Source organism: Streptomyces sp. Alt3, from assembly GCF_030719215.1.
Taxonomy (GTDB): domain Bacteria; phylum Actinomycetota; class Actinomycetes; order Streptomycetales; family Streptomycetaceae; genus Streptomyces; species Streptomyces glycanivorans.
The window spans coordinates 1,255,547-1,270,048 of the sequence record NZ_CP120983.1 but is presented as its reverse complement, the minus strand read 5'-3'; the positions used below and the strand labels follow the sequence as shown (position 1 = coordinate 1,270,048).

Below are 14,502 nucleotides of genomic sequence, written 5' to 3'. Positions count from 1 at the left end.
GACGCCGCCGAGGACGGTGGCCGCGCGTGCTCTGCGCGCGGCGATTGCTCTCCCCGGCAGGTCTTCGGCCCGGTTGCGGTGCCGGCACGGAGGACGCCGGGTGGTCCTCAACCCGCTGCCCTTGCCTCGCGACCTCGAACGGCGCGGATGACCGAGAATGCGGGGACGACCCGACCCAGGATCCGTGTCACCGCGTATGTGATCCGCAATCACCCCGTACCCGGAGTGCTGCTGTTCGATCACATCGGTATGCCGTAGGCCGGCACCCAGGTCCCCGCCGGAGGAGTCGAATCGCGCGAGGAGCTGGAGGAAGCGGTCCTTCGCGAGCTCGCCGAGGAGACCGGTCCGCTGACGGCGAAGGTCGTCCGACGGATCGCCACGGAGGACAAGCCCCACCCCGACACCGGTCAGCCACGGCGGGCCAGCTTCTTCCTCCTCCGGACACCGGAGGACACCCGCGACGCGTGGGACCACCACGTCAAGGGCGACGGGGACGACGCCGGCCTCACGTTCAGCTGCCGATTTCTCCCCTGCCCCTGAAGCGGCCACTGGCCGACGAGCAGGACGCACGGCTGGGCCGGATCGATCCGCGGTGGACCACCGTGACCGGAAAGGCGCGGTGACCGGGACCGGCCCCGGCCGCCGGGCACGCGACACCTCGGCACGCGACACCTCGGCACGCGTACTCAACGGTCCCGAGACCGCAGTGGGGCGGTGACCGGGGCATCCGGTCACCGCCCCACGCGCACGTCCAGCCCCTTACGGGGCGCGAGGAACCGTGTGGAAGCGGGCCGATCCGTTTCTGCGTCCCGGACGATTTCCAGGGGGAGAACCACAGGCCGGGCGAGTGCGGAGGGCCTGTCGTCGTGAAGACCCGGCGGGCCGGGCGGAGCCCGAGCCTCAACCCGCCGAGGAGTGGCTGGTGGCCCAGCGGTCGGAGAGTTTCGGGATGCGGTGCTCCAGCATCTTCGGCGGCAGCTCGGACCGGCTGGCCACGTGTAACTTGCGGTAGACCCTGGTGAGATGCTGCTCCACCGTGCTGATGGTGACGTGCAGCCGGCCGCTGATCTCGCGGTTGGTGTACCCCAGCGCGGCGAGGCCCGCGACCCGGCACTCCGCGTCGCTCAGGATGGCCGATCCCTCCGCCTCGGAGCCCTCGGACTGACCGGGATCCTCCAGCAGATGCGCGTCGACCGGTGAGTCGACGCTGCACGCCTCCGCCTCACGGGCCGCCTGGCGGGCGACCAGCCGGGCACGGGCGTACTCGCCCAGCTCGTAGTGCGCCGCGGACAGGTCGGCATAGGCCTGGGAGAGGGTGTGCTGGTCGCCGCACAGCTTGAGCAGGTCGATCGCCTCCCGCAGCAGCAGGGCCCGGCGGTGCGGCTTGCTCGTGGCGGCCAGCATCCGCAACGCCATCGCCCGCGCCCGGGAACTGTGACCGCCGGGCAGCCGCAGCTGCTCCTCGGCGCACTCCCGGGCGGTGCGGGCCTTGCCGATCCGCAGATTGGCCAGGGCCAGGTCGGACCGCCAGGGAATGCCCTTCTGCAGGCTGGAGTTCCCCTGCCGCATCAGGCTGCTGCACGTCTCGAAGTCGTTGAGCGCGGCGAACGGCCGGTCGGTGACGAGGTAGTGGTGCCCCCGGGCCCGCAGGTACTGGATGCCGAAGACGGTGCGGAACATCGGCTCCGGGACTTCCCGTTTGAGCACCCGCTCGGCCTCGTCGTAGGCGCCCATGGCGGTGTGGGCGAAGATCGCCGTCGACAGCGGGAGCCCGGCGAGGACTCCCCAGCTTCCGTCGTGCAGGCTGCTCAGCGCCCGGTCGGCGCCCTCGGCCGCGTTCGTCATGTCTCCGCGGAGCAGCGCGATCTCCGCCCGTACGCTGCCGAGCAGTGCCTGCCACGTGGTCGCACGGCGCTCGACCGCGGACTCCAGCAGTGCGTCGCAGGCTTCGGCGGCGACCGCGGGCCGGTCGGCGTGGGCGATGGCGAGGAGTGCCATCGCCACCAGTTCCAGGTTCAGGTGGTCGAGTCTGCGGCCCTGCAGCGCCTGGGCCACGGCCGCGGCGGAGTCGTCCGTCGCGACACCGCCGACCAGGACCGCCACCTGCGCGGCAAGCCCGCCGTAACGGTCGGCGGGAGTCCGCCGGCGCGGGTCGCCGCCGGCGCCCCGCGGGCTCCTCGCGGGCAGCGCGACGCCGTAGAACCACTGTCGTACGAACTCGACCTCGGCCAGGATCTGCGCGTCACCGGGGAAGTGCGCGGGCACCAGCGTGGCCACGGTCTCGGCGGCCAGTTCGGTGTCGCCCTGCCACAGCATGTGCCGCAGGACGGTCGCGGTGTCGCGCATGCTCAGCTCGCCGTCCAGCGCGGGCCGGCGCAGCGGCTCCAGATGGGCACTCGCGGCCGCGGGGTTGACACGCCACTCCGCCCGGGCGAGGGCGGCCGAAAGGGCGTTGCGCTCCTGCGGGTCGGCGCAGTCGCGCAGCATGAGGTTCAGGTAACTGCTGCACAGCTCCACGTCGTCCGCTGCCAGTGCCTGCTCGGCGGCGGCGCGGAGCACGCCCGGGCCCCACGGTTGCGGCACCCGGTCGGCCGCGCGCAGGTGCCGCGCCATGTCTCCCACCGGTGCGCCGCTGCGGTACAGCAGGTCGGCGATGCGTGCGTGCAGGGTGGCGCGTGCGGTGGCGTCCATGTCCTCGAGCACCGCGGTCGCCGCGGCCGGCAGCCGGAAGACGTGACCGTCGAGCAGTCCCACGGAGTTGAGGGCCTCGACGGCCTCCTCGACACCGGCGGGCGTGGTGTCGGCCAGCTCACCGAGGACGCCGGTGGAAGCCGGTGCGCCGAGGGCGGCGAGCGTCCGGATCACCCGTATGTGGCGGGGTTCGCCGCGGTGGACGACCGACAGCACCGCCTGGCGGTAGGCGGTGCTGGCGATGGGGCGGTCCATGTCGCGGGCGAAGCGGGTGCTGTCGTCCAGCAGGGCGTGGACCAGCAAGGGGTTGCCGGCCGTGGCCCGGTGGAAGGCGCGGCCCACCCCTGCGGGCCGGGCGGCCGCCGACTGGGCGGCGATCAGTTCGCCGACGCCATGCTCGGACAGAGGGCCGAGACGGGCCCGGCGGTGCGGCCGGCGGATCAGTTCGGCGTGGGAGGCGGAGTGTCCTGTGCCCGGATGGCCTGATGTGGTGCACACCACGAGGACGGGCCGGAAGCGGCTCCTGCCGAGCAGGTGCACGACGGCGCCGAGTGAGGCCTCGTCCATGAGGTGGGCGTCGTCGACGGCCACCACCAGGGGGCGTTCGCCGTCCACGAGCCGCAGCAGTGTCTCCGTCGTCGCGGCATCCGGATCGCCGAATTCCATGTCGGCCCGGCGCTCTGCATTCCGGGGGAGTGGCTCCGTTTGTCTGCCCGCCGGTCGAGCGGGGTCGGCCTGAACGGGCAGCACCTCGCCGTTGCGCAGTAATTGCCGTAGCAGGCTCATCGGCCGGTCACGCTCGGCCGGGTGCGCCGTGCCCTGGAGTATGCGCGCGCCCGATCGGCCCGGAGCGGCCAGGAATTCGTGCAGAAGCTGGGTCTTCCCGGAACCGGGACCACCGGTGACTATCACGAATCGGCCGGAACTTCGGGTGCTCTCGGTAAACGCTTCGTTAAGTATGTGTAATTCTTTGGAGCGGTCTAAAAGGCGCAAGGTGTTCCCCCTGTGTCCAGTTAACGCCCGTGGGTTCGCGCCCGTCTGGGGTGAAGTGCTGTTGCACGGGATCGGTCCGAGTCCCCGTTTCACCTGCATTTATTCTGTTCGAGTGCTGTTACCGCAGCGCTGAGGAGGTAGCCCTCGATGTTGCGGCGCAACCTCCTGCGGCTGCTCCTGGTGTGAGCGCATTAAGAATGAAAGCCAGTCATTTGTGGCGTGATTCGATCGGTTCGGCAAGTCTTTCCGGAGGGAGGAAAAATAGCTACTCGATCAAACAAACAGCGAGGTTATAGGGCCTTGTCAACGTTGTCAACCAGGCCCTTCCGGAAGTTACTTCTCACTCACCATGCCGGTCCGAGGCGACTTTCCACGGTCAGTTGATTTACCGGTAAGTAAAGAAAAGAAGCGGGCCGCCGCACGTGCGACCCGGGCACGTACCCGCGCGGCGCTGCCCGTTCGGGCACACCGTACGGCCACCCGTGTGCCCGCTCGTGGCCCCCTGGGGGCCGTAGGGGTATCAGCCGCACCCGCCCCCTACCTAGCCTCCGTGGACGGAGGGGGAAGCGGACCGGGATCCCGTCCGGAGACAGTCCGCAGGACCGAGGCCCACTTTCGATCCCGATCGGATGGCGCGCTGGTGAACAACGAAGAGCAGCTGCTCGACTACCTCAGGCGGACGACCGCGGACCTGCGGGAGGCACGACGCCGGCTGCGCGAGAACGAACAACGCGCACACGGACCGGTGGCCATCGTCGGCATCGGCTGCCGCTACCCGGGCGGTGTCACCTCGCCCGAGGACCTGTGGAACCTGGTGGCGACGGGAACCGACGCCGTGTCGGAGTTCCCCGGCGACCGGGGCTGGGACGTCGACGCCCTGTACGACCCCGACCCGGACCGGCCCGGCACGACATACGCACGCACCGGCGGCTTCCTGTACGACGCCCCCGACTTCGACTACGACTTCTTCGGCATCAGCCCGCGTGAGGCCCTTGCCATGGACCCGCAGCAACGCCTGCTGCTGGAGACGTCCTTCGAGGCCTTCGAGCGGGCCGGCATCGTCCCGGCCTCCCTGCGCGGGAGCCGCACCGGGGTGTTCGCCGGCGTGATGTACAACGACTACGCCACCCGGCTCGACACCGTCCCCGACGACCTCGACGGCTACCTCGCCAACGGCAGCGCCGCGAGCATCGCCTCCGGGCGCATCGCCTACACCTTCGGCCTGGAGGGGCCGGTCGTCACCGTCGACACCGCCTGCTCCTCCTCGTTGGTCGCCCTGCACTGGGCGGTGCGCGCGCTGCAGGCCGGCGAGTGCTCCCTCGCGCTGGCGGGCGGTGTCACCGTGATGTCCACCCCGGAGACGTTCGTCGACTTCAGCAGACAGCGCGGGCTCGCCCCCGACGGCCGCTGCAAGGCCTTCTCCACCGCCGCCGACGGCACCGGCTGGGGCGAGGGCGCCGGCATGCTGCTCGTGGAACGCCTCGCCGACGCGCGGCGCAACGGCCACCCCGTGCTCGCAGTGGTGCGTGGTACCGCCGTCAACTCCGACGGCGCCAGCAGCCGGCTGACCGCGCCCAACGGCCCCTCCCAGCAGCGGGTCATCCGCCAGGCGCTGGCCGGCGCCGGCCTCACCGCCGCCGACGTCGACGTGGTGGAGGCGCACGGCACCGGGACCTCGCTCGGGGACCCGATCGAAGCACAGGCGCTGTTGGCGACGTACGGCCGTGAACACCCCGCCGACCGACCGCTGCTGCTGGGCTCCGTCAAGTCCAACCTCGGTCACACCCAGGCCGCCGCGGGTGTCGCCGGGGTCGTCAAGATGGTCATGGCCATGCGCCACGGAGAGGTGCCGCCCACTCTCCACGTCGACACCCCCACGGACCAGGTCGACTGGGACGCGGGAGCCGTCGAACTCGCCCTGGAGCGAAGCCCCTGGCCCGACACGGGGGCCCCGCGCCGCGCCGCCGTCTCCTCCTTCGGCATCAGCGGCACCAACGCCCACGTGGTGCTGGAGCAGGCCCCCCTCGAAGAGGAGGCCGCCCACGGCACGGAGGCGGCACCGGCCCTCCCGCCGGCGGATCCGCGTGCGGCCACACCCGTGCCCTGGATCGTCACCGGCCGCAGCCCCGAGGCCCTCGCCGGCCAGACAGCCCGCCTGCGCGAGCACCTCACCGGACGCGAGGACACCGCTCCGGCGGACGTCGCGCTCTCACTGGCCACCACCCGAACCCACTTCGAGTACCGCGCCGTCGCCGTCGGCAGTGACACCGGCGCGCTGCTGGACTCCCTGGGCGCCGCGACCCCGCTCACCCCGGTCGGCGGCCGAACGGCCTACCTGTTCACCGGGCAGGGCGCCCAGCGGCCCGGCATGGGCCGCGGCCTGCGCCGCGCCTACCCGGTCTACGCCGAGGCGTTCGACGCGGTGTGCGCACTCGCCGACCCTCATCTGGAGCGTCCGCTCGCCGAGGTGATCGACGGCGAACCCGCGCTGCTGACCCGCACCGACCACGCACAGATCGCGATCTTCGCCACCGAGGTGGCCCTGTACCGGCTGCTGGAGTCGTGGGGCGTGGTGCCGGACTACCTGGCCGGCCACTCCGTCGGCGAACTGGCCGCCGCCCACGTCGCCGGAGTGCTCTCCCTGCCGGACGCGGTCTCCCTCGTCCTCGCCCGCGGCGGCCTGATGGCGGCGCTCCCGGCCGGTGGCGCCATGGCCGCGCTGCGGGCGACCGAGGAGGAGGTCACCCCTCACCTCGACGAGCTGGTCGGCCTCGCCGCCGTCAACGGCCCCCGCTCCGTGGTGGTGTCGGGGACGGAGGAGGCCGTCGACGCACTCGCCGCCCGCTTCGAGCGCGGCAAGCGGCTCAAGGTCTCCCACGCCTTCCACTCGCCACTGATGGACCCGATGCTGGAAGCCTTCGCCGAGGTGGCGGCGCGGTGCGAGTACCACGAGCCGCGGATCCCGGTGGTCTCGACCCTCACCGGCGTCCTCGCCGGTCCCGGCGAGCTCACCACCCCCGGCCACTGGGTGGACCACGTCCGCCGCCCCGTCCGGTTCGCCCCCGCCCTCGACACTCTGCACGACCTGGGCGTACGGGCGTTCCTCGAGGTCGGCCCGGACGCCGCGCTCACCGCGATGGCCGCCGAATGCCTGCCCCCGGACAGCGTGTGCCTGCCCGTCATGCGCCGTGACGGCGACGAGCCGCACGACCTCGTCACCTCCGTGGCCCGGCTGCACGCCGCCGGGGGGACCGTGGACTGGGAGGCCTTCCACTCCCCGCACCACGCCCGGAGCACCGACCTGCCCACCTACGCCTTCCGGCGGACCCGCCTCTGGCTCGAGGCCGCCGCGGGCGGCACCGGCGACGCCGACGGGCTCGGACAGCAGACCACCGGCCATCCGCTGCTCACCGCCGCCACCGAACTGCCCGACACCCAGGGCGCGGTCCTCACGGGACGGCTGTCGCTGTCCTCCCACCCCTGGCTCGGTGACCACGCCGTCCACGGCACCGTCCTGCTGCCCGGCACCGCCTTCGTCGAGATGGCTCTGCGGGCCGCGGCACAGACGAACTGCGACACCGTCGGGGAACTCACCCTGCACGCCCCCCTCACCCTGCCCGAACAAGGCTCCGTGGCCGTACAGGTCGCCGTCGACGCGGAACGCGACGGACGCCGTGAACTGACCGTCTGGTCACGCCGCACCGACACCCCCGACACCCCGTGGACCCGCAACGCCGGTGGCGTCCTGACCGCCGCGCCCTCCGACGGCGAACCGCCCGCCGACGCGGCCGCCTGGCCGCCCGCCGGTGCCGAACCCGTGGACCTGGAAGGGCTCTACGACCGGCTGGCCCGCACCGGATACGGCTACGGCGAGGTGTTCCAGGGCCTGCGCGCCATGTGGCGCCGGGGCGAGGAACTGTACGCCGAGGCCGCCCTGCCCGACGGAGCACGCACCACCGCCGGCGCCTTCGGCCTCCACCCGGCCCTGCTGGACGCCGCCCTGCACGTCAACCTGCTGGACCTGCCCGGCGGACAGGCCGTGCTGCCGTTCGCCTGGAGCGGCATCACCCTGCACCGGGCCGGCACCGACCGCCTGCGCCTGCGCCTGTCCCCCGAGGGCAACGACGCGGTACGCCTCGACCTGGCCGACGGCGACGGCGCGCCCGTCGCGACCGTGCGCGGCCTCGTGGCCCGCCCCGTCACGGCCGAGCAGCTCACCGCGGACGCCGACGACCCGCTGTACCGGGTCGACCTCGTCCCGGCCCCCGGCGCGGCGCGGACGGACCTGTCCGGCCTGGCCGTGTGCGGCGCCGACGCCGGCCTCGACGCACCCCGGTACCGCGACCTCGCCGCACTGGCGGACGCGGGCGACGTGCCCGGCACGGTCGTCCTGGCCGTACCCGCCGACCCCGACACCGGCGCCGGCCTGCCGGAGCGGGCACGTGACCTGGTGGGCAACACCCTTGACACCCTGCGGCTCTGGCTCGACGACGAACGCTTCACCGGCCGTCGGCTCGCCGTGCTCCTGCGTGGCGACCACCTCACGCACACCCCGCTGTTCGGCCTGGTACGCGCCGCGGCGGCCGAGAACCCCGGCCGCTTCCTGCTGATCGGCACCGACGGCAGCGCCGCCCCGGACACCGCCCTCGCCACGGCGCTGGCATCCGACGAGCCGGAGACCGCGGTCCGCGACGGCGAGGTACGCGTGCCACGCCTGGCACGCGCCAAGCCCGGCGGCCCCCACGTCTGGGACCCCGAGGGCACGGTCCTCGTCACCGGCGGCACCGGCGGCCTGGGTGCCCTGATCGCCCGTCACCTGGTCACCGAGCACGGCGTACGAAGCCTGCTGCTGGCCGGCAGGCGGGGCCCGGACGCCCCCGGCGCGGCCGACCTCCGGGCCGAACTCGCCGCGCTCGGCGCCGAGGTCACCCTCGCCCGCTGCGACGTCGCCGACCGCGCCGACCTGGCCGAGCTGCTCGGACGGCACCCGGTCCGCGCCGTGGTGCACGCCGCGGGCGTCGTCGACAACGGCGTCCTGGCCACCCTCGACGCGGACCGGGTCGAGCGGGTCCTGAGGCCCAAGGTGGACGCCGCCTGGCACCTGCACGACCTGACCCGCGAGTCGGACCTGTCGGCGTTCGTCCTGCTGTCCTCCACCGCCGGCCTGCTCGTCGGCGGCGGCCAGGCCAACTACGCGGCGGCCAACACCTTCCTCGACGGTCTCGCCGCCCACCGCCGCTCGCTCGGACTGCCCGCCGTCTCCCTGGCCTACGGCCTGTGGGCGTCGGACGGCGGCATGAGCGCCGGCATGGACGCCGCCGACCTGGAGCGGCTGCGCCGTCTCGGCCTGCCGCCCCTGGCCCCCGCCCAGGGGCTGCGCATGTTCGACGCCGCACTCGGCGCGGAGGACGCACTCGTGGTCCCCGTCCGACTGGACGGCGCCGCCGTCCGGGCCCGGCCCGACGGCGTACCCGCGCTGCTGCGCGGACTCGTCCGCCCCGCGGCCCGCAAGGCCGGGGACGGGACCGCCGAGGGCACCTCGTCCGCCACCTGGCGCGAGCGGCTCGCCGGCCTGCCCGACACCGAACGCGACCGCGCCCTGCTCGACCTGGTCCGCACCCATGTCGCCGGCGTGCTCGGGCACCCCTCACCGCGGTCGGTGGACCCCGGACGCGCCTTCCAGGAGATGGGCTTCGACTCGCTCGCCGCCGTCGAACTGCGCAACCTCCTCGCGGGCGCCACCGGCCTCGCCCTTCCCGCGACGCTGGTCTTCGACCAGCCCTCGCCCCGCACACTCGCCGCCCACCTCAAGACCGAACTGGTACCGGGGCCCGCCGACCTCGCCCGGACCGCCCTGGCCGACGTGGACCGGCTCGAGGCCGTGCTGCTCGGCCTGCCCGACGAGGACGGCAGCCACACCCGCGTCACCGCACGCCTCGAAGCCCTCCTCCGCGGCTGGCAGGACGCCCGCGGCGGGGACGCCGCGCCCGCACCGGCGCAGGACTTCGGTGAGGCCAGCGACGCGGAACTCTTCGCGACGATCGACAACGAACTGGGAGCCCTGTGATGGAAGACCCGGCAACGGCCGACAAGCTCCGCGACTACCTGAAGCGGGCCACGACCGAGCTGGAGCGCAGCCGGCGCCGCGTGAGGGAGCTGGAGGAGCAGGACCACGAGCCCGTCGCCATCATCGGTATGGGCTGCCGCTACCCCGGGGGGATACGCACCCCCGAGGACCTGTGGCGCATCGTCGACGAAGGCATCGACGTCGTCTCCGACTTCCCCACCGACCGCGGCTGGGACGTCGACGCCCTCTACGACCCCGAGCCCGGGGCCCCCGGCAAGACCTACGTGCGCCACGGCGGGTTCCTCCACGACGCCGCCGAGTGCGACCCCGCCTTCTTCGGCATCAGCCCCAAGGACGCGCCCGGCACGGACCCCCAGCAGCGCATGCTGCTGGAGGTCACCTGGGAGGCCTTCGAGCGGGCCGGCATCGACCCCACGGCCGTGAAGGGCACGCAGACCGGTGTCTTCGTCGGCCTGATGCACCACGACTACCTCGGCGGCACCATCTCCGGCAGCATCGTCTCCGGCCGGATCGCGTACACCCTCGGACTCGAGGGCCCGGCGGTCACCATGGACACCGCCTGCTCCTCCTCCCTGGTCGCCCTCCATTCGGCGATCCAGTCGCTGCGCAAGGGGGAGTGCTCCCTCGCGCTGGCGGGCGGCGCCGCCCTCATGGCCAGCCCGGAGATGTTCGTCGAGTTCAGCGAGCGCCGCGCCCTGTCACCCGACGGCCGCTGCCACTCCTTCTCCGACGACGCCGCCGGAGCGGCCTGGGCCGAGGGCGCGGGAATGCTCCTCGTCGAGCGGCTGTCCGACGCCCGCCGCAACGGCCACAAGGTGCTCGCCGTCGTCCGGGGCAGCGCCGTCAACCAGGACGGTGCCTCCAACGGGCTGACCGCGCCCAGCGGACCTGCCCAGATCCGTGTCATCCAGCAGGCGCTCGCCGACGCCCAGCTGGCCCCGCACCACATCGACGCGGTGGAGGCCCACGGCACCGGCACCACGCTCGGCGACCCCATCGAGGCCCAGGCCGTCATCGCCGCCTACGGACAGGACCGCCCCGAGGGCCTGCCGCTGTGGCTGGGCTCCATCAAGTCCAACATGGGCCACGCCCAGGCCGCCGCCGGAGTCGGCGCCGTCATCAAGATGGTCATGGCGATGCGCCACGGCACCCTCCCCAGGACCCTGCACGTCGGCACGCCCAGCACCGCCGTCGACTGGAGCGCGGGCGACGTCGAACTGCTCACCGAGCCCCGCCCCTGGGGCGGCGACGGCCGCCCGCGCCGCGCCGGCATCTCGTCCTTCGGTATCTCCGGCACGAACGCGCACACCGTCCTGGAAGAGGCCCCGCCCGCCGAGACCCAGGGGAGCGCCCCGCACCGTACCGAGCTGCCCGTCGTGCCGTGGCTGCTCTCCGGCAAGGGCGCCGACGCCGTGCGGCGGCAGGCGCAACAGCTGCTGACGGCCGCCGGAGACCTCGACCCGTACGACGTCGGCCACTCGCTGGCCACCACCCGCTCGCTGTTCACCCACCGTGCCGCCGTCACCGGACGTGACCGTGACGAACTGCTGGCCGCCCTGCGTGAGGTCGCCGACGGCACCCGGGCGCCCGTCGTGGCCCCCGAACCCGGCCGCCTCGCCGTGCTGTTCTCCGGGCAGGGCTCGCAGCGCCCCGGCATGGGCCGCACCCTGCACGCCGCCTTCCCCGTGTTCGCCGCGGCCTTCGACGAGATCTGCGCGGCCTTCGACGAGCACCTCGACCGGCCGCTGCGCGACGTCATGTTCGACGAGGACGCCGACTCGCCGCTGCACCGCACCGTGTACACCCAGGCGGCGCTGTTCACCTTCGAGACGGCCCTCCACCGGCTGCTGGAGCACTGGGGCGTCCGCCCCGACCTGCTCGCCGGACACTCCATCGGCGAGATCGTCGCCGCCCACGTCGCCGGAGTGCTGGACCTGAAGGACGCGGTCACCCTGGTCGCCGCCCGGGGCCGCCTCATGCAGGACCTGCCGGCCGGCGGCGCGATGGTGTCCCTGCGCGCCACCGAGGCCGAGGTCGTCGCGCTCCTCACCGACGGTGTCGACATCGCCGCCGTCAACGGCGCACGCTCCGTCGTGGTCTCCGGTGACGAGGAGGCCGTCCTCGCCGTCGCCGCCCACGCCGAGAAGAGCACGCGGCTGAAGGTGTCGCACGCCTTCCACTCGCACCGCATGGACCCCATGCTCGAGCCCTTCCGCGAGGTACTGGCCGGCCTCACCTTCCACGAACCCGCGCTCCCGGTCGTCTCCAACGTCACCGGCCGGATCGCCGACGACCTGACCGACCCCGACTACTGGGTACGGCACGTCCGCGAGGCCGTGCGATTCCACGACGGTGCCACCACGCTCGCCGCCGAGGGCGCCACCCGTTTCCTGGAGATCGGCCCGGACTCGGTGCTCACCACGATGGCGCAGGACGCGGTCCCCGACGCGATCGGCACCCAGCGGCGCGACCGTGCCGAGGACACCGCCCTGGTCGACGCCCTCTGCCGCCTCCACCTCACCGGCACCGGCCCCGACTGGCGGACGGTCTTCACCGGCGGCCGCACCGTCGACCTGCCCACCTACCCGTTCCGCCGGGACCGGCACTGGGAGGACGCCCCCATCCTGCAGGCCGAGCGCCGGGCCGGCTCCGGCGGCGACGCCGGCGACCCGTTCTGGGACCTGGTGCGCGAACAGGACGTGAGTGCCGTCGCCGCCACCCTCGGTCTCGACGACGAGAGCTCCGTCGCCGCCGTCGTGCCCGCACTCGCCACCTGGCACGGCCGCCGGCAGGCACACGCCGAGGCGGACGGACTCCGCCACCGCGTCACCTGGGCACCGCTGGCGCCTCCCGCCACCCCGGCGCTCGGCGGGGTCTGGCTGGCCGTCGTACCCGCGTCCACCGCCGAGGACCCGTGGACCCGCGCGGTGACGGAAGGCCTGGCAGGCAACGGGCTGCACGTCGACGTCCTCACCGTGCCGGATGCCGCCGACCGCGCCGCACTGGCCGACGCCCTCACCGGCCGGACCTCGGCCGACGGCATCCTGTACCTGCCCGCACCGGCGACGCCGCCGGCCGCCCTCGCCGCACTCGTCCAGGCACTCGGTGACACCGGTGCCGGCGCCCCGCTGTGGTGCGCCACCCGGGACGCCGTCGCCCACGGATCCGGCGCCAGCGTCACCGGCTTCGCCCAGGCCGCACTGTGGGGCCTCGGCCGGGTCGCCGCCCTGGAGCACCCCGACCGGTGGGGCGGCCTCGTCGACCTGCCCGCCGAGGCCGGTCCGCGGACCGTGGCCCGCCTGGCAGCGCTGCTCGGAGACGCCGGCGGCGAGGACCAGGTCGTGATCCGAGAATCCGGCGCCCACGGACGCCGGCTGGAGCACGCCCCGGCCCGCGCGGGCGCACCCTGGAAGCCGTCCGGCACCGTACTGGTCACCGGCGCGACCGGCGCGGTCGGCGCGGTCGTCGCCCGCCGCCTCGCGGCCGAGGGCGCCGAGCACCTGCTGCTCACCTCCCGCCGCGGCCCCGACGCACCCGGCGCCGCCGACCTGGTCCGTGAACTCACCGCCACCGGTACGGGTGTCACCCTGACCGCCTGCGACGTGGCCGACCGGTCCGCACTGGCCGGCCTGCTGGACTCCGTACCGGCGCAGCACCCCCTGACGGCGGTCGTGCACCTGGCCGGCGCCCTCGACGACGGCGTCCTGGACGCCCTGGACGCCGACCGGTTCGCCCGTGTCCTCGGCCCCAAGGCGGACGCCGCCCTCCACCTGCACGAACTGACCGCCGGGCTCGACCTGTCGGCGTTCGTGCTGTTCTCCTCCCTGACCGCCACCGTCGGCGGCGCCGGCCAGGCCAACTACGCCGCCGCCAACGCCTACCTGGACGCCCTGGCCGAGCACCGTCACGCGGCGGGACTGCCTGCCACCTCCGTGGCCTGGGGCCCCTGGGGCGGCGACGGCATGGCGGCGCACGGCGCCGTGCGCGCCTCGGCCCGGGCGATGGGCATGTCCCTGCTCGACCCGGACACCGCCCTCACCGCGCTGGGCCGCGCCCTGGACGGCGGCGACACCACCGTCACCGTCGCCGACGTCGACTGGTCGGTGTTCGCCCCCGCGTTCACCTCGACCCGCCCCAGCCCGCTGCTGTCCGCACTGCCCGAGGCCCGGCGCACCACGGGCGGCCCTGGCGGCGCCGACGCGGCCGACGGATTCGCGGAGAAGCTCGCGGGACTCACCGGAGGGGAACGCGAGCGCGCCCTGAGCGACCTGGTCTGCGGCCAGGCGGCCACCGTCCTCGGATACGGCGACGCCGGCGCCGTCGAACCCACCACCGCGTTCCGCGACCTCGGTTTCGACTCGCTGACCTCGGTCGACCTGCGCAACCGGATCAGTGGCGCCGCCGGGGTGCCGCTGCCGGCCACGCTCATCTTCGACTACGCCACCCCCGCCGCCCTCGCCAAGTACCTGGGCACCGAACTCGCCGGCGCGGACACCTCCGTGGACTCCGTGGTCGCCGAGCTCGAACGGGTCGCCGCCCGGCTCGGCGACCTCACCGCCGAGGACCTGGAGCAGAGCAGGGTCACCACCCGGCTGCAGAACCTGCTCAAGGACCTGGACAAGACCCTCGGCCAGGATGCGGCAGCCGTCACCGGCCGGCTGGAAGAGGCCTCCGCCGACGACGTCTTCGCGTTCATCGACAAAGAACTCGGCTCGGCGTGACCCGGCACT

The 14,502-nt window shown here is 73.8% G+C and carries 4 protein-coding genes; 3 read left to right on the top strand and 1 reads right to left on the bottom strand.

The window, feature by feature from the left end:
- The first annotated feature begins 303 nt into the window (after positions 1-303).
- A complete protein-coding gene (locus P8A20_RS38625; protein WP_315985995.1) occupies positions 304-540 on the top strand; it encodes an NUDIX domain-containing protein in 237 nt (78 codons plus the stop codon).
- 360 nt (positions 541-900) lie between these two features.
- Here P8A20_RS38625 and P8A20_RS05475 read toward each other — a convergent pair whose 3' ends face one another.
- Positions 901-3,684 (bottom strand): helix-turn-helix transcriptional regulator, encoded by a 2,784-nt coding sequence (locus tag P8A20_RS05475; RefSeq protein WP_306102989.1) that lies wholly within the window; start codon positions 3,682-3,684, stop codon positions 901-903.
- 640 nt (positions 3,685-4,324) lie between these two features.
- Here P8A20_RS05475 and P8A20_RS05470 point away from each other — a divergent pair.
- Complete coding sequence (locus P8A20_RS05470; protein ID WP_306102988.1) at positions 4,325-9,751, top strand: type I polyketide synthase; 5,427 nt, start codon at positions 4,325-4,327, stop codon at positions 9,749-9,751.
- Complete coding sequence (locus P8A20_RS05465; RefSeq protein ID WP_327330091.1) at positions 9,751-14,493, top strand: type I polyketide synthase; 4,743 nt, start codon at positions 9,751-9,753, stop codon at positions 14,491-14,493. Before P8A20_RS05470 ends, P8A20_RS05465 begins: the two co-directional genes overlap by 1 nt.
- Positions 14,494-14,502 lie beyond the last annotated feature (9 nt).

Coding starts and splice junctions, on each gene's coding strand:
- P8A20_RS05465 (WP_327330091.1), top strand. CDS start 9,751: ATGGAAGACCCGGCAACGGCCGACAAGCTCCGCGACTACCTGAAGCGG.